We start from the raw sequence: 22950 nt of genomic DNA, 5'->3' as shown, positions 1-22950 counted from the left end.
CTACACATTGGTATGTAATGCCACAAAGATAAACAGCGGAATGGAACAGAGCGCCAGCGGGGCCATCAGCTGCCACTCTACGCCTCTCTCTGAAAGAAAATTAACGGAAGAGAGGATGATAAAGCAGAGTGCCGAGGGCAACAGCCACGTTTTTTTGCTTACTATGCCAGGAATATCGACCTGCCGGTGTACCAGTAAATCCCCAAGATAAAAGAACGGGAACAGGTAAAATGAGCGATTGATATGGCCGTTATCAAAACTGGAAAACAGGCTGCCAGCGGGTATTTCAGGGAGCAAATAGCTGAGGATCAGCGCCACGGGAATAACGATATAAAAAGGAATGCGGCGAACCCAGGGAATAACGAGGAAAAAGATAAACAGTGAGTGCAGAAACCAGGTAATATCGCCCCCGCCGCTTAAATGTGAGAGTAAGATATTAAGTGGAGATTGCGGATTATTAGATACCGAGTTAAAGAGCAGCTTTAGCCCGCCATAAATCCCTACCCAGATAATAAAGGGGTAGAGAATGCTCTTAACTTTGTTTTTCACAAACAGATCAAGGCCCTTCTTCAATCCGCTCTCGACAAAAAGACCCGAGACAAAGAACATCAGCCCCAATCTTACCGGCTCCAGCAGATGGTTAACTACGTCCGTTACTACGGTAAGATGCCCGGCATTGCCGTTAACAGCAATCGTGCTGTGCAGGAAAATGACGGCAAGCACACTCATCCCCCGCAGGTTATCCACCCATGTCAGTCTGTTCATCTTTTTCCCCAGCCATAATTTAAAAAAAGCGAGCCTCCTCATGGCTGAAATTATTATGACCATAAGGTTATACAGACTCTGATAAGCAGAAATGATTATACATATCCTGACAATCGATAAAATGATCAAAACCGCCATTAGCAATAAATGAGAATAAGCTTAATTAACCGTTAATATTGTTTACGTTAACTAATCAGTTAATTCTTAGAATATAAGAATATGATTAACCGCTATCACCAATATCTTCTAAGTCGGGTTCAGCTTAATTTAGAATGGCACTGCTAATTTTAATTAATGGCAATAAAAAGATAATCGCCTGCGCAAAGTGAGTGGGAAAGAGAGGAGAGGCAAGGAAAATAGCGGGGAAGTCAGGCAGGTGATTTTGTTCACTATCCCTTCCCGTTGCGGGAAGGGATAGCTGGCAACGTTTAGGTACGTAAGCCCCTGCCGCGTTGGATTAGCACCCAGACCAGAATGTAGAACACCACAATAAAGGCCACTAATACGCCCAGCGTAAACACCAGCGGCACGTCAGAAATCCCCAGGAAGCCATAACGGAAGCCGCTGATCATGTACACGATAGGGTTCAGTTTTGACACCATCTGCCAGAACGGCGGCAGCAGCGTCAGAGAGTAGAAAACCCCGCCCAGATAGGTAAGCGGCGTCAGCACAAAGGTAGGGATCAGGCTGATGTCGTCAAACGTCCGGGCAAAGACCGCATTCAGCAGGCCAGCCAGCGAGAAAAGGATTGCCGTCAGCAGCAGCGTCACGGCAACCATTAACCATGAATGGACATGGAAGGGGACGAAGAACAGTGAAATAGCCGTAACCAATATGCCCACGCAAACGCCACGCGCCACGCCGCCTCCTACGTAGCCTGCGATGATCACATGAGTGGGCACCGGCGCCACCAGCAACTCTTCAATGTTGCGCTGGAATTTAGCGCTGAAGAAGGAAGAGGCGACGTTGGCATAGGCGTTGGTGATCACCGCCATCATGATCAGGCCAGGCACGATAAACTGCATGTAGCTGAAGCCGTGCATATCACCAATGCGGGAACCGATTAAGTTGCCGAAGATAATAAAGTAAAGCGTCATGGTGATCACCGGCGGCACCAGCGTCTGGATCCAGATACGGGCGAAACGGTTGATCTCTTTACCCCAGATGCTCTTCAGGGCGACCCAATAAAGATGTGTCATGCTTTCTCTCCTTTGCGACCGTTGACCAGATCGACAAACAGCTCCTCAAGGCGGTTAGCCTTGTTGCGCATACTTAAAACCTGCACGCCCTGCTGGCTCAGCTGGCTGAACACGCTGTTCAGCCCCTGCTCGCGCAGCACTTCCACTTCCAGCGTGGCGGTGTCCACCAGCCGGTACTGAAAACCTTGCAGCTCGGGTAACGGACATTTAGGCGCGAGATCGAGAATAAAGGTTTCGGATTTCAGCTTAGAGAGCAGCCCTTTCATGGAGGTGTTTTCCACCAGCTCGCCGCGCTGGATAATGCCAATATTGCGGCAAAGCATCTCCGCTTCTTCCAGATAATGCGTGGTCAGAATGATGGTTGTGCCCTTGGCATTTAAATCCTGCAGGAACGTCCACATCGAGCGACGTAGCTCAATGTCCACTCCAGCCGTAGGCTCATCAAGGATCAGCAGCTTCGGCTCATGCATCAGCGCACGGGCAATCATCAGGCGTCGCTTCATCCCGCCCGAGAGCATGCGCGCGCGTTCGTTGCGCTTATCCCAGAGATCGAGCTGCTTGAGGTACTTTTCTGCACGCTTCAGCGCCTCCGGCTTTTCCACGCCATAGAGACCCGCCTGGCTGACTACGATTTGCATCACCGTCTCAAACTGGTTGAAGTTGAACTCCTGCGGCACCAGCCCAAGCTGCCGTTTGGCGTTGACCACATCCTGCTGGAGGTCGTAGCCAAACACCCGCACCTTACCGGCCGTTTTGTTAACCAGCGAGCTGATAATGCCAATGGTGGTGGATTTGCCTGCCCCGTTGGGGCCAAGCAGCGCATAGAAGTCACCGGCTTCTACGTTAAGATCAATTCCCTTGAGGGCCTGAACGCCGCCTGCATAGGTTTTGGTCAGTTTTTCAAGTTCCAGTGCATAAGTCATAGATGTAAGAGTGCCCTGTTTTGTGTGGTTTTCTTGTTTGCCGTTTTAAATCACGCCGCATTGTCCTATATTACTGCAACGCATTTCGAGTTTTGGTCGACACTAACATGAAAGATATTGATACCCTTATCAGCAACAATCGCCAATGGTCCAAGCTGCTGAAAGAAGAAGATCCTGGCTTCTTTGAGCGTTTGTCACTTGCTCAGAAGCCCCGTTTTCTCTGGATTGGCTGCTCTGACAGTCGTGTCCCTGCCGAGCGCCTGACGGGGCTGGAGCCGGGCGAACTGTTCGTTCACCGCAATGTGGCCAACCTGGTCATTCACACGGATTTAAACTGTCTCTCCGTGGTGCAGTACGCCGTTGAGGTGTTAGAAGTGGAACACATCATCATCTGCGGACATTACGGTTGTGGTGGCGTGCAGGCTGCGGTGGAAAATCCGGAGCTGGGCCTGATCAACAACTGGCTGCTGCATATCCGCGATCTGTGGTACAAGCATAGTTCGTTACTGGGTGAACTGCCGCCAGAAAAACGCTTCGACAAATTGTGTGAAATCAACGTGATTGAACAGGTTTATAACCTGGGCCATTCAACGATCATGCAGTCGGCGTGGAAACGTGGTCAGAAAGTGACTATTCATGGCTGGGTTTACGGCATTCAGGACGGCTATCTGCGTGACCTGGAAGTAGCGGCCCCTAACCGTGAAATCCTTGAGCAGCGCTACCGTCACGGTATTGCTAACCTGCTCAACGATCTGGAAAGTCCTCGCGACGGCGACGCATAATATAACAGGCCGGGATCGCCGGCCTTAGTCGTTTGTGCGGTGATCCTGAGCGGAAACGTCCGCTCAGTTCAGCTACTCATCCAGCATGACGACTTTGCCCACATAGGGCAGATGGCGATAGCGCTGCGCATAATCGATGCCATACCCCACCACAAACTCATCCGGAATAGTGAATCCCACATACTCGACGGCAACCTCTACCTCGCGGCGCTCGGGCTTGTCCAGCAGCGTACAAATGGCCAGTGATTTCGGCTGGCGCAGGCGGAGAATTTCACGCACTTTGCTCAGCGTATTGCCTGAATCGATAATGTCCTCAACGATCAGCACATCTTTGTCCCGAATGTCTTCATCCAGGTCCTTCAGGATTTTCACATCCCTTGTGGTGGACATGCCGCTGCCATAGCTGGAGGCCGTCATGAAATCGACTTCATGCGATACCTCAATTTTACGGCAGAGATCGGCCATAAACATAAAGGAGCCACGCAGCAGGCCGACCAGCACCATGTCGCTGCCGCTGTCGCGGTACTGTTCAGTAATCTGCTGGCCCAGCTCAGCAATACGCTCTGCGATCTCCGCTTCGGAGATCATCACTTCTACGGTATGTTTCATAACTTTTGTCGATTCAGATGGTTCAGGGAAGCAGCGAAGTCTATCACATCTTGTCGTCCCATTTCCTGTTGTTGCGCAAGTGTGGATGGCAATCTTAAAATAGACGTACAGACTTCCAAAACAGGTGTTAGCGATATTTCATCACGCAAAAGGTTTTAACCTTAGAACGATAATTTATTTATTCCCTCCCTCCTGCACAGGGTAACGTAAGCTGAACTTATCCCTCTCAGCATGCCTGTCGGCAGGAGATTGCATGGCTTCCTCTCATTCTAAAAAAACCCATATTGGCACGCGTGAGTTGCATCCGGAAACCCAGATGCTTAACTATGGCTATGATCCTACCTTATCGGAGGGCGCCGTTAAGCCGCCGGTATTTTTAACTTCCACCTTCGTGTTCACTTCAGCCGAAGAGGGAGAAGCTTTCTTTGATTATGTCTCTGGCCGGAAAGAGCCGCCCACAGGCGAAGCAAACGGTCTGGTCTATTCCCGTTTTAATCATCCCAACAGCGAAATCGTGGAAGACCGGCTGGCTATTTATGAACGGACCGGGAGCGCCGCCCTCTTCTCCTCTGGCATGTCCGCCATCTCCACCACCCTGCTGACCTTTATCGAACCCGGTGACGCGATTTTGCATTCGCAGCCTCTGTACGGCGGAACCGAAACGCTGCTCAGTAAAACCTTCCGCAAGCTGAACGTGTCGGCGGTGGGTTTTGCTAACGGTCTGGATGAAGAGATCGTGCAGGCAGCCGCAGAGCAGGCCATGCAGCAGGGCCGTGTCTCGGTGATCCTGATCGAGTCTCCGGCCAATCCTACCAACAGCCTGGTGGATATTGCGTTAATCGCGCGGGTAGCGGATGCCATAGAACGTAAACAGCAGCATCGCCCGATTATTGCCTGTGACAATACGCTGCTGGGGCCAGTTTTTCAGCGTCCGATTGAGCACGGTGCCGATCTGTCGCTCTATTCGCTGACCAAATATGTTGGCGGCCATTCCGATTTAATTGCCGGGGCGGTGATGGGCAGTAAAACCCTGGTGAAACAGATCAAAGCGTTGCGCAGCGCAACAGGCACGCAGCTTGATCCGCACTCCAGCTGGATGATTGGCCGCTCGCTGGAAACGCTGGCGCTGCGAATGGAACGGGCAAACGACAATGCTGTCGCTGTAGCGGAATTCCTGCGGGGACATACAAAAATAGCAAAGCTGCACGCCCTCTCCTTCCTGGAGCCAGGTTCACCAGCTGAACGGGTCTTCAGCAAGCAGTGCAGCGGAGCAGGTTCAACCTTCTCCTTTGACCTGGCAGGCGGTAAGCAGGCCGCTTTCAGGCTACTGAATACCTTGCAGCTGTTCAAGCTTGCGGTAAGCCTGGGCGGTACAGAATCGCTCGCCAGCCATCCGGCCAGCACCACCCATTCCGGCGTGCCTGCCGAAGTACGGGCAAGAATAGGCATCAGCGAATCAACTGTCAGGGTCTCTATTGGGATCGAGAATAAAGAAGATTTGATTGAGGATCTACGACTGGCGCTGGATCAACTCTGACCGCGCTGATTTATCAGTGTGTAAAGGCTGCGCGGGCAGCCTTTACACCGTTTTGCTACGCAGCTTTTTCGAAATAAACTGGTACGTTGAAACGGTCAGCCACCAGGAAGCCAGCAGCAGTTGTTTCTTACGCAGCAATTTTTTTGCGTAGTGATAAGACTCGAAAGCTTTTTTGGGCGGTTCCAGGGGAACATCTTTCCACGGCGACCTGCGGTACATATCGATATAATTTTTGTTATATCCCGTCTCTTCAATCGAGATACTCCAGGGCTTGGTTTGCCCGGCGTAATGAATGAAGATCGGTTCTTTCTGGGTGCTTTTGTTCTTGGGAATAAAGTTATACTCCTGTTCCAAAAAACAGACCTCATCATCCAGAATAATATTCAGGCAATCCTGATCCGGGAAGGTATATTTTTTATCTTTTATTTTAATAAAAAATTGCTCCGTTACCCCGCGCGCCATCCAGGCTTTGGTATTGATGATCATCACACCGGAATTAAAATACTTTTTCTCGCGATCCAGACCCAGATACGTCAGATACTCTTTATTCATCCCCTTATCCTGCACGGCAGCAATTGTATAGTCGGCCATATCAATCGCCAGCAGCGGTTTAATGCTGCCATTACAGACGATATCGCAGTCCATGAAGGTTTTTAGGATTTTTCATTAGGCGTTTGGCTAACAGCAGCTGCCGTTTCATGACGCCAGGGGTAACCCTGAGTTGGTGAGAAAGCACGGACTCATGTTTCCTCGGGGAATTATCATTCGGTGAACCGCACGATCCCCCGGTGCTCTTAAAGAGCTTTGATGCTTAGCTTTACTGCAAGTCAGGAAAAAATGCAGCCTGCCGATATGGTGACCAGAGCGCAGCAGGAAAGGGGTGCCGTTACAAAAAACGGACGAACGGCATTGATCTGTATGCCGTTCAATGAATTCCGCGAATATAAGCAGTTCAGTCTGGAGAGCCGGCATGCCAAACCGCCAATCCTGTTTTCATCAGGCGTGAAGTTTTCAGTCAGCCCCTTCATCACTCACGGTAAACCCGCTCATCATACCGGTATCCTCATGCTCCAGCAGATGACAATGCGCCATATAGGCGTGCTCTTTACTGGCGGTGTGGTCGAAACGAACCAGCACCTCGCTGCGCCAGCCTTCCACCCGCACGATATCCTTCCAGCCGCTGCGGTGCGGTGCCGGTGGCTTGCCGTTTTCCGAGAGAATACGGAACTGCATGCCGTGAATATGGAACGGATGCAGCATCTCATCCCCTTCACCAGAAATTGTCCACTTTTCGACAACGCCACGTTTTACGTCAAATGAAGGCTGCGACATATTGAAGGCCGCCCCATTAATCTTGTTACCGTTGTGGAAATCATAAGCAGCCGTCTGGGATTTGGCCTCTCCGGACGAATGATCTCTACCAGCCGCAGAATTCTGCTGCATCTGGCTGTGGTCCATGCCAGCCGAAGCACTCTGTTCCGCCATCGTACCGTGGTCCATGCCAGCCATCTCGCTCTCTCCGCCAGCAGCCTCATCATCATGCGCATCGCCACTCATACCCGCCATGGCCGCATGGCCATATTTTTCCATCAGCGCCAGCATGCCGCGGCGATCGAGTTCAGGGTCCATGGTCAGCTGAAGCCAGCGCTCTTTAACTCCCTGAGTAGCCGGTAAGGCTGGCAGATCGACCAGCTTATCAGGCAGCGTACCGCTGGCTAAAATTTGCAGCGGAAGGATATGCAGCACCGGCAGCGGCTGATTGAAAGGCGCCAGCGACATGCCCATCTGACGCACGGGCAGCGTTTGTAGATCGAAGGCTTTGCCGTCGTGAGTATCAACAAGGATTTCAAAGCGCTCACCGGGCATCATCGCCAGCTCGCTCATCCGCACCGGCTCAGCCAGCAGTCCGCCGTCGCTGGCAATCACATACATTGGACGACGATCGCTGGTAGTCAGATTCAGCGAGCGTGCATTGCAGCCGTTCAGCAAACGGAGGCGTAGCCAGCCCCGTGGCACCGCGTGCTGAGGAAAGATCTCGCCATTGGTAAGCATGGTATCGCCAAACCAGCCTACCGCCGCGCTCATAACGTCCAGCTCGTACTCTATTTTACTGCCGTCGTTGCTTAGCCGCTTGTCCTGCAAGATGACCGGAATGTCATCCACGCCCCAGATTTTGGGCAGCAGCAGCTTTTCACCCGCGATATCTTTAACAATGATCAGCCCGGCCAGCCCCTGGGCAACCTGATACCCCGTTCTGCCATGCAGATGGGGATGGAACCAGCAGGTAGCTGAGGGTTGATTAGGAGTGAAAGTCACCGTGCGGCTTTGGCCCGGCGCAATGACTGCCTGTGGCCCGCCGTCCACGTCGCCGGGAATAGCTAAGCCATGCCAGTGAACAGTGGTGGCTTCCGGCAGACTATTTCGCACGTTAAGCGTCACCGGTTTACCGCTTTCCAGCGCTATAGCCGGGCCGAGCAGATCGCCGTTGTAGCCCCAGGTTGGAACGGTTTTGCCACGCCACGCTTTACTGCCGGTACGGGCAGTAATATTCATCACGCCGCGTGGATCGGGCGTTAAAAGCTGGGGAATGGGCAGTTCCGGACGGCGATCGTCAGCGAGGGCGGTGCGGCTCCATAAAGGTAGCGCGCTGGCCGCACCCATTGCGGCGGTTAGCTTAATAAAATCACGGCGTTGCATAATTCTAATCCAGACTTAGCAGGAAATTCTTATCGGGAAGCATAAACCCTTCCCTACCGGGAAGGTCAAGCATTGCCGTCCGGCAGCAGATAAAATGACCTTATCCGGCGTTTTCTGCCGCAAAATTGTCTGAACCCTGCGAATAACTGTGCTAACGTCACTCTTATTACAATCGATTGAGATCAATTATGAAGAAGAGCATCAAGGCTCTGTTGTTACTGAGTCTCTTTGGCTTCTCGTCGACAAGTTTCGCACTTAGTGAGTCAGAAGCTGAAGATTTGGCGGATTTGACGGCGGTCTTTGTCTACCTGAAAAATGACTGTGGTTATCAGGAGCTGCCGGATGGCCAGATCCGCCGGGCGCTGGTCTTTTTTGCTCAGCAGAATCGTTGGGATTTAGCGAACTACAGCAGCTTTAATATGAAAGCGCTGGGTGAAGAGAGTTATCGTGATCTCAGCGGTATTGCCGTGCCTAACGACACTAAATGTAAATCTCTGGCACGTGATTCACTCAGCCTGCTCGCCTACGTGAAGTAATCCCCCCTTTTCATCCCCAACTGTTGATAATTTGACCGTGCAACCACGGTCAGAGTTAGCTACTATATTGCGCCCATTTTTTGTGGCAGTGATAAGGAGAATTCCACCTTGGCCGATAAAGAGATGTGGTATGAAACCCTTCATACCGGATTTGGACAATATTTTTCTGTTGATAAGGTTCTGTACCGTGAGCAAACCGGCCACCAGGATCTGATTATCTTTGAAAATGCCGCTTTAGGCCGCGTTATGGCGCTGGACGGCGTGGTCCAGACCACCGAGCGCGATGAGTTTATCTATCACGAAATGATGACGCACGTGCCGCTGTTTGCGCACGGTAACGCCAGGCGCGTGCTGATCATTGGCGGCGGCGATGGTGCCATGCTGCGTGAAGTGAGCCGCCATAAGGGGATAGAGCAGATCACCATGGTGGAAATCGACGCGGGCGTGGTGACCTTCTGCCAGCAGTATCTGCCGAACCATAGTGCAGGCGCTTATGACGATCCCCGCTTCAGGCTGGTGATTGAGGATGGCGTCAACTTTGTCAGCAGTTGCCGTGAAAAGTTTGATGTGATTATCTCTGACTGTACTGACCCGATTGGTCCGGGCGAGAGCCTGTTTACCTCTGAATTTTATCAGGGCTGCCGCCGCTGCCTTAATGAAAATGGCATCTTCGTGGCGCAGAATGGCGTCAGTTTCCTGCAGCAGGATGAAGCCGTTAACAGCCACCGTAAGCTGAGCCGCTATTTCAGCGACGTCAGCTTTTATCAGGCCGCGATCCCGACCTATTATGGCGGCATCATGACCTTCGCCTGGGCCAGCAACAACCCGGCGCTGCGCCAGCTTGATACGGCTACGCTGCAGTCGCGTTTCGACGCGGCAAATCTGACCTGTCGCTATTATAATCCGGCGATCCACACCGGCAGCTTTGCCCTGCCGCAATATTTGTTGAATGCGCTGGCTGACCAGCCGGGCGTTTAAGGGGGTGAACGAAATTGCAAAAGCTTAAACTACATGGCTTCAACAACCTGACAAAAAGCCTGAGTTTTTGTATCTACGATATCTGCTACGCCAACACAGACGCAGAGCGTGACGGATACATTGCCTATATTGATGAGCAATATAATGCTAACCGCCTGACGGAGATCCTGAGCGAGACCTGTTCGATTATCGGGGCAAACGTCCTGAATATCGCACGCCAGGACTACGAGCCGCAGGGTGCCAGCGTCACCATCCTGGTCAGCGAAGAGCCTGTTGATCCGAAAGATATCGATAACTCGGAACATCCTGGCCCGCTGCCAAACTCGGTGGTTGCGCATCTGGATAAGAGCCATATCTGCGTGCATACCTATCCGGAAAGCCACCCGGAAGGCGGACTCTGCACCTTCCGCGCCGATATCGAAGTCTCGACCTGTGGCGTTATCTCTCCCCTCAAGGCGTTGAACTATTTAATACACCAGCTTGAATCTGACATTGTCACCATCGACTATCGCGTGCGTGGTTTTACGCGTGACGTTAACGGCGTGAAGCACTACATCGATCACCAGATCAATTCCATCCAGAACTTCATGTCTGAAGATATGAAAGCGATGTATGACATGCTGGACGTCAACGTCTATCAGGAAAATATCTTCCATACCAAGATGTTGCTGAAAGAGTTCGATTTGAAACACTACCTGTTCAATACCCGACCGGAAGAGCTTAGCCCGCAGGAGCACAAGCGTATTACCGATTTGCTGTGGAAAGAGATGCGCGAGATTTATTACGGTCGTAACATTCCGGCTGTAGGATTAAAAACGCAGTAAGGGTGATAATTCTGAGAAGCGGGTGGCCTGAGGCCGCCCGTTTTTTTTGCTTCAGGAGTGGGTTAGCGTCAGGCTGAAGGCCTGCCCACGTAGCGCCGTAAGCCCCTCTTCGCTAAGATGCGAATCGGTAATGATATCGGTGAGATTTTGCAGCGGCGTAACGCAAAAGAGTGACCAGGAGCCATATTTGCTGCTGTCTGCCAGCAGCACGCGACGGCGGGCATTCCCCAGCAGATCCTCTTTCAGCACCGCCTTCTCCTCCGTTGGCGTGGTTATGCCCTTCTCCAGGCTCCAGGAGTTACAGCTGACAAAGGCCACGTCCGGATAGATATTTTTCAGCAGCCGGCGGCCATGATCGCCCACGCAGGACTGGCTGGAATCATCAATGCGTCCGCCAATAATCGTCACCTCAATTTGCTTAAATTCCGACAGGAACAGCGCAATATGCAAATCAGAAGTGATGACCCGCAGTTGTAAATGGGTCAGCTGGCGGGCCAGCTCCAGCATGGTCGTTCCTGCATCCAGAACCACAGAGTCGCCGGACTTCACCAGACTGGCGGCAGCCAGCGCAATGGCCTGCTTTTCAGCCAGATTGCGCTGCATTTTCTCAAGCGTGGTGGGCTGCGCAGGAATAAAACGGTTCAGCGTGACACCGCCATGCGAGCGGCTGATAACGCCTTCCCGATCAAGCTTGATTAAATCCCGCCGGATGGTGGCTGGTGAGGCAGAAATGGCTGCCACCAGCTGATCGACGGTTACCAGATTATGGCTTTTCAGATAGTCCATAATCTGATCGAGGCGACTTTGTCCCTTCATAGGTCCTTATGCGAGCTGCATGGCTAGCTGGATGGAAATCGCCATGCTCTCAGACTTCGCTTTTCCTGTCCAGGCAATATCAAAGGCCGTTCCATGGTCTGCCGATGTCCTGATAAACGGCAGTCCGGCGGTGATATTTACCCCGTCATAGAAGCCCAGAAGCTTCAGCGGGATATGCCCCTGATCGTGGTACATCGCTACCACAATGTCATACTGTCCTTCGTAACACTGCAGGAAAACCGTGTCCGGCGGGCAGGGTCCAGCCACGTTCAGTCCTTTGGCTTTCATCGCTTCAACCGAAGGGGCAACAATTTTGATCTCCTCATCGCCAAACAAGCCATTTTCGCCAGCATGCGGGTTGACCCCGGCGACGGCAATACGGGGATTTTCAAATCCGACGCGCCTCAGGAAGGTATCTGCCATGCCGATGACCGTTTCAATGCGCTCACGGCCCAGCGTGTCCAGGAACTTACGCAGCGCAATATGGGTGGTAACGTGAATGACCTTGAGACGGTCGGTGTAGAGCACCATCGCATAGTCTTTGCTGTTGGTCAGTTTCGCCAGCAACTCTGTGTGTCCCGGATAGATATGCCCGGCAGAGTGCAGCGCCTCTTTATTCAGCGGCGCGGTAGCGATCGCCTGAACTTCCCCCGCCATGGCCAGCTCCGTTGCGCGTTTTACGCAGCGGTAGGCTAAATCACCCGCCTCCTTCTGCACAACGCCTGGCTTCAGCGCCTCAGGATCGGCCAGCGGCTCGTCGATAATGTTGATAATGCCTGGCGCAAAATGCGCCTCGCTGACCTTATCCAGCACGCGTAGCTCCGCCTGAGGGGTAATGCCCATCGCCATGATGCGACGCAGCGTACTGGCGCAACCTACCACCACAGCTGGCGCCCCGGAAAGCTCGCCTTCAGCCAGTGATTTGATGATGATCTCCGGGCCAATACCTGCCGGGTCGCCCAGGGTAACCGCAATAATTTTACTCACTCGCCTTCTCCTCAATAAAACGAAAAACGTCCACCAGAGTGGTGTCATCACCAAAGCCGCCAGCCTTAGTAAGCACCAGCAGATCCTCTCTTACCTTCAGCAGATGGCCATACGGCACGCAGCCAGCCACCTGCCCTTTAATCTGAAAGCCCTCTGCGCCCAAACCTTTAGCGACGGCGATAGCTACGTCACCGCCTGAGAGATAGAGGGCCGAGGGGGAAAACGCCTGCAACAGCTCGCGCGTCGAATCAGCCAGAAAAGCGCAAATCCGTTCGCCCAACTGCCGGCGGCTCAGGTTATAACGCTCACAGAGTGCGGTAATGTCCTGCCGCTGGCCGGGCTGCTGACAGGTACGGATCACGCAGTGCTGCCCCCGTTGCAGGGCGCTCAACGCGCTCTGACGCCAGCGTCCGGCATCCGGCCAGCCGGTAAAAAGTTGCCGGATATCAACATCCACCACGGTAAAGGGATGATATGAACCAAGCCTGGCTATCTGCCGCTGGGAGATCTCACTCATCGACCCGATAACAGCCAGAACGGGCGCGCGCCTAATCGTGGGTGCAACGGTGGAGCGCGCATGACTTCCACCTGACAGAAAAAGACTCAGAGCATCGCTCAGCCCCGCAGCCCCCGCCAGTAATGGGCGCTGAGGAAGTGCTGCCGCCGCCGCCATGATGCGCTGCAAATCCTCTTCGCTTTCGGCGTCGATCACGATAAACCGTTCGCCACGCGCTATGGCGCTGGTCAGCGCGTGGCAGAGATCCGGCTGGCGAACCTGATGCAGTGAAATCAGCCCGCTGACGAGCCCGCTCTGCTCCGCCAGCCGCTTGCTGATGTTGGCATGGAGGACCGGGGTTTTAGGATCGCTGGCGTATTCCGTTTCGGTCAGCAGCACGCCGTTAATTAAGCACTGCCCTGCTACCGTGGTGCGCCCCAGCTTCGGTACCGCAGGCACCACCAGTGCGGCAGGCGCGCCGCTGGCAAGCAGCGCTGCTTCAATTTCCGCGCCCGGATTACCGCGAAGCGTGGAGTCTATTTTTTTGAATATCCAACCCAGCCGGGCGATATCATGCCAGCGATCGACTGCGGAACAGGTTCGTTCAGCGGCCTTCTCCGCGCTGACAGCCCGACTGTCGGTGCTGATCGCCCAGACGTCCGCCTGCTGTTGCTCAGCCTGCGTAGCAACGTCAAACAGGACGTTAACTCTTGCGCCCGCTCTGGCAAACCCGCTGCCGGCATCGTTGGCACCGGTAAAGTCATCAGCGACTACCAGCACTGGCGTGCTCCACTGCTGCTGCAACATTTCCTCTCCTGAATCGTGGCTGGGCGTGAGTCGCCTTCTCTGGTAATGATTATATTCAATCATGATTGATTATATGTGAGCAAGATCAAATTAATCAAAATCAATTTGTCCTATAAAATTAGGCACTGCTCGTGAGACTAAGGCGAGTAAATGACGAATTACAATCACCCAGCACTTCCGTGGCGTGGGCAGAGATAAGGTAAGAGGAATGAATATCAACAGCACGGTAATCAGTGGCTATCAGACGCTCAATGATATTGGCTATCTGCTTGAGCACAAACAACACGTCCTGTTAGTGACGGACAAAAACATTGCCGGGATCCCGGTTGTACAGGCGTTGATCAAACAGATCTGTGCCAAAGTGGCAACGGTAAAACTGATCGACTCCGTACCGCCAGAACCGAGTCAGCACGATGTCGCCGCTCTTCTCTCCACCCTTAACACCCGGGGCGTTGATATGGTGATCGGCGTCGGCGGCGGCAGCGTCCTGGACGTGGCTAAGCTATTGTCCGTGCTGTGCGTGGAGCAGCCTCCAACGCTGGAAGCGCTGCTGGCGGGTGAAAAACCGCAGAGCCGCACCGCTTCTTTACTGATCCCGACTACGGCAGGTACCGGTTCAGAAGCCACGCCAAACGCGATCCTCGCCATTCCGGAAAAAGAGACCAAGGTCGGTATTATCTCTCCGGTTATGCTGCCTGATTACGTGGTGCTGGCACCTGAGCTGACCACCAGTATGCCTGCCCACATCGCTTCATCCACCGGCATTGATGCGCTGTGCCATTTAATCGAATGCTTTACCGCAACGGTCTCTAATCCGGTCAGCGACAACTATGCGCTGATTGGCCTGAAAAAGCTGTTTACCAGCCTTGAGACGGCAGTGGCCGAACCTCACAACCTGGCGGCACGTCTGGATATGCTCTGGGCCTCTTATTATGGCGGCGCAGCGATTGCCCATGCCGGAACACACCTGGTGCATGCCATGTCCTATCCGCTGGGCGGCAAATACCATATTCCGCACGGCGTGGCAAACGCCATCCTGCTGGCTCCCTGCATGCAGTTTGTCCGTCCGGCCGCCGTAGCCAAATTCGCTCAGGCATACGATCTGATCCCAGGGGCAAATCTTTCGCTGAGTGAAGAGGAGAAATCCGTAGCGCTGGTGGACTATTTCTCTGCGCTGGTGAAACGCCTGCAGCTTCCTGCCAGCCTGGATGAACTGGGGATCAACGCCGATCATCTGCCCTACCTGGTGGAAGCAGCCCTGGAGGTGCAGCGCCTGATGAAAAATGTTCCGGCTCCGGTCACTGCCAGCGACGTCCGCAACGTCTACCTGACGCTGTTCCCGACCCTGACCCACTAACTGATTACGAGGACACCATGAGTAAAAAAATTACTGGCGTGCTGACCGCTATCGTCACTCCGTTCACCGCAGAAGGCGACTACAACGAACCGGCAATGCGCCAGCAAATTCAGCGTCAGCTGGCGGCAGGCAACGGCATTTTCTGCGGCGGCACCAACGGCGAGTTTTTCGTGCTGAATGAGCAGGAAAAGCTGGCCGTAACCAGAACCTGCGTGGCAGAGGTAGCGGGAAAGGCTTCTGTTGTGGCGCACGTTGGCGAGATTTCCACCCGGGAAACAATTCGCCTTGGCAGACAGGTTGCGGCGCTGGGCGTCGATGCCGTTTCGGTCATTACGCCTTATTTTGTCCCGCTTAAACAACAAGAGCTGATCGCCCATTACGAAGCGGTGGCAGATGCACTGGAGGTGCCGCTCTTCCTCTACAACATTCCGGCTCGTACCGGCAATACGTTGCAGCCAGAAACAGTTCGCAAACTGGCCGCGCACCCGAACATCATCGGCATCAAAGACAGCGCGGGCAGCTATGAAAGCCTGAGCGGCTTTCTGAAGGCGGCAGAAGGCATGGAGAATTTTGATGTGCTTAACGGCCCCGATTCGCTGATTCATCAGGGCTTTGTCGAGGGTTGTTCAGCCTGCATCTCCGGGCTGGCTAACGTCGCCCCGAAAGAGATCAATGCTATCTGGGCGCACTTCAGCGCCGGGGATATTGAGGGGTCACGTAAAGCGCAGGAGAACGTAACCGGCCTGCGTACCGATCTCTACAGCGTCGCCTTCTCCCCTGCTGCGGTGAAAAAAGCCGTGGCATTAATGGGCCATGATGTGGGCGAAAGCCGCTATGCCGTGCGCTTCAGCGCTGAAGAAGAGCAGCGCATTCGCCAGATCGTTAATCAGTATACCCAATAATTTTGCGCCAGCGCGCGAGTGCTGGCTGCCCGACACCAGGGAAACCATGATGAAAGTGATTTGTACTTCACCCTCATTCGCTAAATATGACGACCAGCCGATCAGGGATCTGCAGGCGCAGGGATTTGAACTGATCGCCTTGCCTGCCGATGCCCCGCTCAGCGCACTGGCGCCGCATCTGCCAGAGACCGTGGCGATGATAGTGGCGTTTACCGAGATTAACGAGGCGCTGCTGGCGCTGGCGCCGCAGTTAAAGATCGTCTGCAAGCATGGCGTGGGCGTCGACAATATCGACCTGAACGCTACCCAGGCCAGAGAGATTTTTGTTACCAACGTGCCGGATGCCAATAAACATGCGGTAGCTGACTTTGCCTTTGCCCTGATCCTCAATGCCGCCCGCCAGGTTACCACGGCAGCGACAGAGACCCGCGCAGGCAACTGGCCGCGTATCTTTGCCACCGATGTTTATGGCAAAACGTTGGGGATCATCGGCCTCGGTAACATTGGCAAACAGGTTGCACTGCGCGCCAGCGGCTTCGCTATGCGGGTTATCGCCTTTGATTTTTACCCGGATGAAAAGTTTGCCGCTGAACACAATATCGAGTTCGTCACCCTGGATGAGCTGACCGGACAGAGCGACTTCATCACGCTGCATACGCCGCTGACCGATGAAACCCGCAACCTGTTTAATGCCGCCCGGCTCCGGCGCATGAAGAAAACGGCATTTCTGATTAACGTTTCGCGCGGCGGCGTAGTCAGCGAAACCGATCTCTGTCAGGCGCTGCTCGACAATGTTATTGCCGGTGCCGCAGCCGATGTGTTCGACCATGAACCTCTGACAGAACATCCGCTGTTCTCGCTGCCAAACTTTATCCCTACCTCCCATATCGCGGGCTATACCGACGGGGCGATCAGCGCCATTGGCGAGCGCTGCGTGCAGCAGATTATTCAATGCATTAAGCAGCAGCAGCGTCCGCCGAACGTGATGAATGCGCTTTAACGATCCCGGAGCGTCGTTCCCGCTCCCGGCAAGAAAGCTGAACCACGATTCAGCCAATAATAACCTCTGTACCGGGCTATAACTATGAAGACTCAAGCAGGTAACACCCGTGTTCGCTGGTGGATCGCAGGCCTGATGTGGCTGGCGATCGCCATTAACTATATCGACCGTACCGTGCTCTCCGCCGCTGCGCCTCATCTGATTGATGAACTCAGTCTGGATCCGGAGATGATGGGCTTTATCATGGCGGCGTTTTTCTGGTCCTACTCGCTGCTGCAAATTCCGGCAGGCTGGTTTGCTGACCGCTTCGGCCAGAAGAAAGGCCTCGGCCTGGCCGTGGCCTGGTGGTCGATCGCTACCTCAATGATGGGCCTGGCCACCGGCTTTAAATCGCTGCTGGCGCTGCGTCTGGCGCTGGGCGTCGGCGAAGCGGCGGCCTATCCGAGCAATGCCGGGATTACCGCGCGCTGGTTCCCGGACAAAGAGCGGGCAACCGTCTCCGGCCTGTTCGACAGCGCCTCTAAGTTTGGCGGTGCCGTGGCTATGCCGCTGATCGTCTGGATGATCTACATGTTTGACTGGCGTCTGACCTTCCTGATTATTGGGGCGGTCGGCCTGTTCTGGGTTATCGCCTGGTACTTTATCTACTCTGAAAACCCGGAAGAGCATAAGAGCATCAGCGAGCAGGAAGTCCGGCTGATCCGCGACGGTCAGTTGCGCAAGCATGGCGACAAGGACGTCCGGCCAATGAAGTGGTATAAGCTGCTGCGCTACCGCAATATCTGGGCAATGTGTATCGGCTTTTTTACCATCAACTACACCTCCTACTTCTTTATTACCTGGTTACCAACCTATCTGGTGAAAGAAAAAGGCATGGACTTCATTAAGATGGGAATGATCGCCGCGCTGCCATTATTGTGTGGCATGGTGATTGAGGTGATTGCTGGCTGGGCATCGGACCGTATCGTGCATAAAAAGATCCTGTCGCTGACAGCTACTCGTAAGCTGTTCCTGACCATTGGCCTGCTGATGGCGCTGTGCATCGGCTTCGCACCTTTCACCGACTCTGTCTTTATGACCGTGCTGCTGCTCTGTATTGCCAAGTCAGGCACTACCGTGGCCGCTTCCCAGGTCTGGGCGCTGCCGGGCGACGTGGCACCGCAGAACAGCGTTTCTATTGTCGCCGGTCTGCAAAATACCGTTTCCAATATGGGCGGCGCTATTGGTCCTGTCGTCACCGGGGCTATCGTTGCCGCTACTGGCTCCTTCACCTGGGCGCTGGTGTTCTCCGCCGCACTGGTGGTGATCGGCATCCTTAACTATCTGTTCCTGATGGGCAAAGTCGAACCCATCGTGGACCTTGAGCAGATGCACAAACACCAGGCGGTGACCAGCGGGGCCTGATCGCCACCTGACCTGACGCCGCAGGCGTTCTGCCTGCGGTTTTTTCTGTATCCCACTATAAAAATGAATTGGAGGCGATGATGTCGCTGAATTCCAATGGATCGCCTGTTTCGGCAAGTAAAAGTACAGGGAAGTTTCGTTTCGTCATCCTGACGGTGCTCTCCGTGGGCATCGCTATTAACTATATCGATCGGGCAGCAATGAGCGTTGCCATCCCGTTTATGAGCCAGGATTTGCACTTTTCACCCACAGACAGTGGCTTGCTGCTGTCCGCTTTTTTCTGGAGTTACGTCCTGTTTCAGCTACCCGGAGGCTGGTTGGTTGACCGCCTGGGCCCGCGGATTACCTTTGGGCTGAGTAGTCTGGGATGGGGGCTGGCGACGGCAGCCTGCGGGCTGGCCAGCAGTATAGCGGCCTTAGTGGGGTTCCGTGTGGTGCTGGGCGCAGTGGAAGCGCCAAGCTATCCCGCCAGCTCCTCCACAGTGACCCGCTGGTTCCCCCGTCAGGAGCGGAGTTTTGCGGCGGCTACGTTTAATAACGGCAGCAAAATTGGCGGCACCCTCGCTATCCCAATTATCTCCTTCCTGATTGCTATGGTCGGTTGGCGCATGACTTTTGTGCTCTCCGGCGGCGTGGCGATACTCTGGGCGCTGGGATGGTATCTGTGGTATCGGGATCCCCGCGAACATCCGTCGGCAACCGCAGAGGAAGTGAATTTTATCGAAGCTAATCAGGACCCGGAAACTGGTGCCCCGATGAGCATTCGCCAGCTGCTTGCACAACGCACCGTGCAGGCGATGATGGCGGGCTTTTTCTGCATTAACTTCGTTTCGTACTTCTTTTTCACCTGGTTCCCGACCTATCTGGTGGAAACGTTTCATCTCTCGCTGATGAAATTCGGCCTGCTGGGCATGCTGCCCGGACTTGCTGCTATCGTGGGCGGCTGGTGCGGCGGCCTGCTGTCAGACAGCCTGGTTCGTCGCGACTACTCGTTGAGTACGGCACGTAAAATTCCGCTGGTGGGCGGCATGCTGGGCAGTGCCACTATCGGGCTGGCGGCCTTTTCACCCACGGTAGGCCTGGCGCTCACCGCGCTCTGTTTCGCTAACTTTGCCGCTACCTTTGCCTCCGCAGCGCTGTGGGCATTACCCTCGGATGTGGCTCCCAACCGCGCTAACGTGGCGACTATTGGTGGTATTCAGAATATGGCGGCGAATCTTGCCGGTATCATCTCGCCGATCATGATTGGCATCATCATGCAGTACACCCACTCCTTTACCCTCCCGCTTGAGATCGCCGGCGTGGTTGGAATTGCAGGTGCACTGATTTATGGCTTCTGGCTCCCCCGAGTAAAACCGATGGCGCTGGACACTACAGGTCCCGCCGACTCATCCGTAAGGAGTGGAATATGACAACCCGCTGGAAAAAACGTCCGCCGCTGTCAACCTGGGGCGATTTTGGACCCGACGATCAGTTGGGGAGGCTGAATTTACTGACTGCCGAAAAGGTACTTGAAGGCGTTGCTGAAGTTCATGAAGGGCAAACGTTCTGCCTGAGTTTGCCGCTGGATTTACCCGGCGGAACCGGCATGAATCCTCGTCGCCCACCGCCGCAGCTGGCCGCCACTCGCCGTGGTGAGCATGCCAATATGACCTATCCCCTTTCGCGTGATGACGCGCGTCTCAGTGATGTAATTTGCGACGATACCGTGACCCTGGCGCTGCAATATTCCACACAGTGGGACAGCCTGGCGCATATGGGTCAATGGTTTGACGTCAACGATAACGGCAAGCCAGAGATGGTGTTTTACAACGGCTATAAAGCCGGAGTGGATATCGTGGGTGAGACGGACTACCGCAGCAGCTGTTGTAAAGGCGGCTCGCATCTGGGAGCGAAAGCGCTGGGAATAGAGAACATGGCGCAGCACGGGATTCAGGGCCGGGCGGTGATGATCGACATCAAGCGCCATTTTGGCATTAAGCGCTTCGCTTTTGGTTATGCTCATCTGCAACAGATCCTTGAGGCGGACAACATCACTATCCGCCCCGGCGATCTGGTCTGCTTCCGCACCGGCATGGATGAAGCCATTCTCGCCATGAACGGCGAACCGGATATGGCCTTTCTCAACGGCCATTTTGCCGGGCTGGACGGCAGCGATGCCCGGTTGCGCCAGTGGGTATATGACAGCGGCGTCGTCGCGCTGCTGGCTGATAACCCGGCAGTAGAAATCCTGCCCGCCACGCCGCTGAATGACGATTTCTATCCCTCTCATCCTTTGCACGACCTCTGCCTGTTTCGTCTGGGCGTTTACCTGGGCGAACTCTGGCTGATGAGCCCGCTGGCTGAATGGCTGGCGGCTAATCATCGGCATGCTTTCCTGCTGACCGCACCGCCTTTACGTCTGCCTGGCGCCGTGGGATCGCCGGCAACGCCTGTCGCTACCGTGTAGCGCTTTTACCCTAACCCCTACCGTGAACGGCAAAAGAGCACAATGCCATGCCGTTCGCCCTCATCGTGAGGTGTCACCATGAGTACATCGCAACAGGAAGTGAACATCCCGGCGGCAGATCACCACCTGCCCACCAATGTGCGCGGCTACGTGCGCAGTTTTGGGCCAGGATTAGTGCTGGCCATGACTTTTTTAGGCACCGGCGATCTCGTCGCCTCCACCGTGGCGGGCGCCAACTATGGCTATGACCTGCTCTGGACGCTGGTGATCGCCCTGCTGGCCCGCGGCTTTATGATCTCTTATATCGCCAAATACACGCTGATGAACCGCTTCGGTGATAATGACATCGTGCAGGGCTATAAGCGGGTCTGGCGGGGATTCCCGCTGTTTTTCGGTATCCTGATCGCCATCGTGGCGCTGGTGGTGCAGATGAGTTTTCTGCGTGCGGGCGCGGTGGGACTCTATCAACTTTTTAATAAGACGGGCGGAGAAACCTGGGGCGTCTTTTTGTGGAGCGTGGTGATTGTTGCCATCACGCTGCTGATGATGATGACCCGCAATCAGTATCGCCATCTGGAAACGCTGGCGCGCATCGCTTCGGTGATCATGATTGGCTCATTCCTGTTTGCGATGTACAAAGTCGGCCATTTTGATTTCAGCAGCTTTATGAAAGGGCTGACCTTCGGCCTGCCGGAAAATGCCGGTCCGTTTTTTGCGGTGTTTATCGCCGTCTCCACCATCGGCGCCATCGGTGGCTCCACCAGCAACCTGCTCTACCCGGGTTTTATGCGTGATAAGGGTTGGGTCGGCCCGAAATACCGTAAGCTTCAGCAGCTGGATCTGCTGTTTGGCATGCTGCCGATGCTGGTGATCAACGTGCTGTTCTGGAGCGTGGCGGCGGAGGTGATGCACGGCTCCGGCAACACTATCGCGGATGAAAATGATCTGTCGGCCATGATGTCCAGTGTGGTGGGGCCAGCCGGGCCCTGGCTGCTCTGGACGTGCATCTTCCTTGCCAGCTTTACCAGCTTCCCTTCTCAGGCGAGGGGCTTCTGCTCTCTGATTTTCAGTTGCGTGCACCATGCAGGCAAACTGAGCGAACGTTACGCCACGCCGGATGATAATCCCTGGTTCAAGCGGGTACAGATTGCGGTCTATATTATTCTGCCGGTGATCGTTACCTTGCCCGGTGCGCCAGATTTAGTGGTGCTTAATATCCTGGGCACCAGCGTGGCTACTTCGCTGGTATTGCCACCGCTACTCATTGGGCTGTTTCTCATGACCAGCCGTAAATCCTTTATGCTGCCGGGCCAGGCAAACCGTCTGTGGGAGCAGGGGCTGCTGGGGATTATCTCCCTGATTGGTATCTGGTCGACGTTCGAAATCGTGCGCAACTTCTTCCGGCAGGTGCTGCATATTCTTTAAGCGTCACGCCTTCGGCCCCAGCTTTATGCCTGAAGCCGTGATAACAGATCAGAGAGCGGATATCTGCTCTCTGTTTTAACGCCCCTGCAAAAACGCCCGGTAAGCGGCGATCACCGCCAGGAAATCCTCCACGCCGCAAAAGCAGAGGCTCTCTTCGTCATAGTAGTTCATTCCCTCCTCCATCTCGTCACCTTCCACGCTGAGCAGGTTGGCCCGGACGATGACCTCTTCCTCATCCAGCCACAGCGTATATTCATGGCCGATGCGCTGCCATTGCCGTTCGCTGCCTTTCACCTCTTTAACAGCGGCCTCTACCTCATCCAGCAAAGCCAGGTTGCCTTCCACTTCTTCATTAAACCAGTGGCCGACGGCTTCATGTCCCATCGACATGCGCACCTTCACACCGCCGGTTAGGTCGCGTAAAAATTCATATTCCATGTTGCTGTCCTCTTGCCTG

General features: G+C 54.4%; 22 protein-coding genes. 12 read left to right on the top strand and 10 right to left on the bottom strand.

Features of this window, described 5'->3' with window-relative positions:
* From SD961_RS02710 to SD961_RS02700, 3 genes are all read right to left on the bottom strand, one after another.
* Window positions 1-765, bottom strand: a complete 765-nt coding sequence (locus tag SD961_RS02710; RefSeq protein WP_318788860.1) for an acyltransferase family protein — start codon at window positions 763-765, stop codon at window positions 1-3.
* A 428-nt stretch (window positions 766-1193) separates the two neighbouring features.
* The gene (locus SD961_RS02705; RefSeq protein ID WP_318788859.1) at window positions 1194-1964 is read right to left on the bottom strand and encodes an ABC transporter permease; all 771 of its coding nucleotides are present in this window, start codon (window positions 1962-1964) and stop codon (window positions 1194-1196) included.
* On the bottom strand, window positions 1961-2887 hold the full coding sequence (locus tag SD961_RS02700; RefSeq protein ID WP_318788858.1) for an ABC transporter ATP-binding protein: 927 nt from the start codon (window positions 2885-2887) through the stop codon (window positions 1961-1963). Before SD961_RS02700 ends, SD961_RS02705 begins: the two co-directional genes overlap by 4 nt.
* 107 nt (window positions 2888-2994) lie before the next feature.
* Here SD961_RS02700 and can point away from each other — a divergent pair, with 107 nt between their 5' ends.
* Window positions 2995-3669: a carbonate dehydratase gene (can, locus tag SD961_RS02695; protein ID WP_318788857.1), complete on the top strand. Its 675-nt coding sequence runs from the start codon at window positions 2995-2997 to the stop codon at window positions 3667-3669.
* Between the two features lie 72 nt (window positions 3670-3741).
* Here the strand turns inward: can and hpt are convergent, their stop codons facing one another.
* A complete protein-coding gene (gene hpt, locus SD961_RS02690) occupies window positions 3742-4278 on the bottom strand; it encodes a hypoxanthine phosphoribosyltransferase (RefSeq protein WP_318788856.1) in 537 nt (178 codons plus the stop codon).
* Window positions 4279-4531: 253 nt separating this feature from the next.
* On the opposite strand from hpt, the gene SD961_RS02685 reads away from it, so the two are divergent.
* Window positions 4532-5815 (top strand): cystathionine gamma-synthase family protein, encoded by a 1284-nt coding sequence (locus SD961_RS02685; protein WP_318788855.1) that lies wholly within the window; start codon window positions 4532-4534, stop codon window positions 5813-5815.
* A gap of 42 nt (window positions 5816-5857) precedes the next feature.
* On the opposite strand, the gene SD961_RS02680 is transcribed toward SD961_RS02685, so the two are convergent.
* Window positions 5858-6460, bottom strand: coding sequence for a glycosyltransferase family 8 protein (locus SD961_RS02680; protein WP_318788854.1), 603 nt, complete (start codon window positions 6458-6460; stop codon window positions 5858-5860).
* A 366-nt stretch (window positions 6461-6826) separates the two neighbouring features.
* On the bottom strand, window positions 6827-8512 hold the full coding sequence (gene cueO / locus SD961_RS02675) for a multicopper oxidase CueO (protein ID WP_318788853.1): 1686 nt from the start codon (window positions 8510-8512) through the stop codon (window positions 6827-6829).
* A gap of 188 nt (window positions 8513-8700) precedes the next feature.
* On the opposite strand from cueO, the gene SD961_RS02670 reads away from it, so the two are divergent.
* From SD961_RS02670 to speD, 3 genes are all read left to right on the top strand, one after another.
* A complete protein-coding gene (locus SD961_RS02670) occupies window positions 8701-9048 on the top strand; it encodes a YacC family pilotin-like protein (RefSeq protein ID WP_318788852.1) in 348 nt (115 codons plus the stop codon).
* Window positions 9049-9156: 108 nt separating this feature from the next.
* The gene (speE, locus tag SD961_RS02665) at window positions 9157-10026 is read left to right on the top strand and encodes a polyamine aminopropyltransferase (protein ID WP_318788851.1); all 870 of its coding nucleotides are present in this window, start codon (window positions 9157-9159) and stop codon (window positions 10024-10026) included.
* Window positions 10027-10040: 14 nt separating this feature from the next.
* Window positions 10041-10850 (top strand): adenosylmethionine decarboxylase, encoded by an 810-nt coding sequence (speD, locus tag SD961_RS02660; protein ID WP_318788850.1) that lies wholly within the window; start codon window positions 10041-10043, stop codon window positions 10848-10850.
* A gap of 51 nt (window positions 10851-10901) precedes the next feature.
* On the opposite strand, the gene SD961_RS02655 is transcribed toward speD, so the two are convergent.
* The 3 genes from SD961_RS02655 to dtnK are packed head-to-tail and all read right to left on the bottom strand — an operon-like array spanning window position 10902 to window position 13956.
* On the bottom strand, window positions 10902-11666 hold the full coding sequence (locus tag SD961_RS02655) for a DeoR/GlpR family DNA-binding transcription regulator (protein ID WP_318788849.1): 765 nt from the start codon (window positions 11664-11666) through the stop codon (window positions 10902-10904).
* Window positions 11667-11672: 6 nt separating this feature from the next.
* Complete coding sequence (locus SD961_RS02650; RefSeq protein ID WP_318788848.1) at window positions 11673-12653, bottom strand: D-threonate 4-phosphate dehydrogenase; 981 nt, start codon at window positions 12651-12653, stop codon at window positions 11673-11675.
* A complete protein-coding gene (gene dtnK, locus SD961_RS02645) occupies window positions 12646-13956 on the bottom strand; it encodes a D-threonate kinase (RefSeq protein ID WP_318788847.1) in 1311 nt (436 codons plus the stop codon). Before dtnK ends, SD961_RS02650 begins: the two co-directional genes overlap by 8 nt.
* 208 nt (window positions 13957-14164) lie before the next feature.
* Here dtnK and SD961_RS02640 point away from each other — a divergent pair, with 208 nt between their 5' ends.
* The 7 genes from SD961_RS02640 (at window position 14165) to SD961_RS02610 (ending at window position 22493) form a co-directional block, all read left to right on the top strand.
* Complete coding sequence (locus tag SD961_RS02640) at window positions 14165-15313, top strand: iron-containing alcohol dehydrogenase (RefSeq protein ID WP_318788846.1); 1149 nt, start codon at window positions 14165-14167, stop codon at window positions 15311-15313.
* 17 nt (window positions 15314-15330) lie between these two features.
* Window positions 15331-16215, top strand: a complete 885-nt coding sequence (locus SD961_RS02635; RefSeq protein WP_318788845.1) for a dihydrodipicolinate synthase family protein — start codon at window positions 15331-15333, stop codon at window positions 16213-16215.
* A 49-nt stretch (window positions 16216-16264) separates the two neighbouring features.
* Window positions 16265-17215 (top strand): phosphoglycerate dehydrogenase, encoded by a 951-nt coding sequence (locus SD961_RS02630; RefSeq protein WP_318788934.1) that lies wholly within the window; start codon window positions 16265-16267, stop codon window positions 17213-17215.
* A gap of 84 nt (window positions 17216-17299) precedes the next feature.
* Window positions 17300-18619, top strand: a complete 1320-nt coding sequence (locus tag SD961_RS02625) for an MFS transporter (RefSeq protein WP_318788844.1) — start codon at window positions 17300-17302, stop codon at window positions 18617-18619.
* 80 nt (window positions 18620-18699) lie between these two features.
* Complete coding sequence (locus tag SD961_RS02620) at window positions 18700-20031, top strand: MFS transporter (protein ID WP_412916646.1); 1332 nt, start codon at window positions 18700-18702, stop codon at window positions 20029-20031.
* Complete coding sequence (locus SD961_RS02615; protein WP_318788842.1) at window positions 20028-21068, top strand: cyclase family protein; 1041 nt, start codon at window positions 20028-20030, stop codon at window positions 21066-21068. Before SD961_RS02620 ends, SD961_RS02615 begins: the two co-directional genes overlap by 4 nt.
* 78 nt (window positions 21069-21146) lie before the next feature.
* The gene (locus SD961_RS02610) at window positions 21147-22493 is read left to right on the top strand and encodes an Nramp family divalent metal transporter (protein ID WP_318788840.1); all 1347 of its coding nucleotides are present in this window, start codon (window positions 21147-21149) and stop codon (window positions 22491-22493) included.
* A gap of 75 nt (window positions 22494-22568) precedes the next feature.
* Here the strand turns inward: SD961_RS02610 and yacL are convergent, their stop codons facing one another.
* The gene (yacL, locus tag SD961_RS02605) at window positions 22569-22931 is read right to left on the bottom strand and encodes a protein YacL (RefSeq protein WP_306207913.1); all 363 of its coding nucleotides are present in this window, start codon (window positions 22929-22931) and stop codon (window positions 22569-22571) included.
* Window positions 22932-22950 lie beyond the last annotated feature (19 nt).

Source organism: Erwinia sp. MMLR14_017 (assembly GCF_033657285.1).
Lineage (GTDB): Bacteria > Pseudomonadota > Gammaproteobacteria > Enterobacterales > Enterobacteriaceae > Erwinia.
Note: the sequence above shows the minus strand (reverse complement) of the source record. Positions and strands in the feature narration are given on the sequence as shown.

Excerpts from the sequence above, each read along its gene's own strand:
- SD961_RS02670 (WP_318788852.1), top strand. The coding sequence starts at position 8,701 with ATGAAGAAGAGCATCAAGGCTCTGTTGTTACTGAGTCTCTTTGGCTTC.
- SD961_RS02625 (WP_318788844.1), top strand. The coding sequence starts at position 17,300 with ATGAAGACTCAAGCAGGTAACACCCGTGTTCGCTGGTGGATCGCAGGC.
- SD961_RS02615 (WP_318788842.1), top strand. The coding sequence starts at position 20,028 with ATGACAACCCGCTGGAAAAAACGTCCGCCGCTGTCAACCTGGGGCGAT.
- dtnK (WP_318788847.1), bottom strand. The coding sequence starts at position 13,956 with ATGTTGCAGCAGCAGTGGAGCACGCCAGTGCTGGTAGTCGCTGATGAC.
- SD961_RS02705 (WP_318788859.1), bottom strand. The coding sequence starts at position 1,964 with ATGACACATCTTTATTGGGTCGCCCTGAAGAGCATCTGGGGTAAAGAG.
- SD961_RS02640 (WP_318788846.1), top strand. The coding sequence starts at position 14,165 with ATGAATATCAACAGCACGGTAATCAGTGGCTATCAGACGCTCAATGAT.
- SD961_RS02685 (WP_318788855.1), top strand. The coding sequence starts at position 4,532 with ATGGCTTCCTCTCATTCTAAAAAAACCCATATTGGCACGCGTGAGTTG.
- can (WP_318788857.1), top strand. The coding sequence starts at position 2,995 with ATGAAAGATATTGATACCCTTATCAGCAACAATCGCCAATGGTCCAAG.
- SD961_RS02610 (WP_318788840.1), top strand. The coding sequence starts at position 21,147 with ATGAGTACATCGCAACAGGAAGTGAACATCCCGGCGGCAGATCACCAC.
- yacL (WP_306207913.1), bottom strand. The coding sequence starts at position 22,931 with ATGGAATATGAATTTTTACGCGACCTAACCGGCGGTGTGAAGGTGCGC.
- hpt (WP_318788856.1), bottom strand. The coding sequence starts at position 4,278 with ATGAAACATACCGTAGAAGTGATGATCTCCGAAGCGGAGATCGCAGAG.
- SD961_RS02655 (WP_318788849.1), bottom strand. The coding sequence starts at position 11,666 with ATGAAGGGACAAAGTCGCCTCGATCAGATTATGGACTATCTGAAAAGC.
- SD961_RS02680 (WP_318788854.1), bottom strand. The coding sequence starts at position 6,460 with ATGGACTGCGATATCGTCTGTAATGGCAGCATTAAACCGCTGCTGGCG.
- SD961_RS02700 (WP_318788858.1), bottom strand. The coding sequence starts at position 2,887 with ATGACTTATGCACTGGAACTTGAAAAACTGACCAAAACCTATGCAGGC.
- SD961_RS02620 (WP_412916646.1), top strand. The coding sequence starts at position 18,700 with ATGTCGCTGAATTCCAATGGATCGCCTGTTTCGGCAAGTAAAAGTACA.
- SD961_RS02630 (WP_318788934.1), top strand. The coding sequence starts at position 16,265 with ATGAAAGTGATTTGTACTTCACCCTCATTCGCTAAATATGACGACCAG.
- cueO (WP_318788853.1), bottom strand. The coding sequence starts at position 8,512 with ATGCAACGCCGTGATTTTATTAAGCTAACCGCCGCAATGGGTGCGGCC.
- SD961_RS02635 (WP_318788845.1), top strand. The coding sequence starts at position 15,331 with ATGAGTAAAAAAATTACTGGCGTGCTGACCGCTATCGTCACTCCGTTC.
- SD961_RS02710 (WP_318788860.1), bottom strand. The coding sequence starts at position 765 with ATGAACAGACTGACATGGGTGGATAACCTGCGGGGGATGAGTGTGCTT.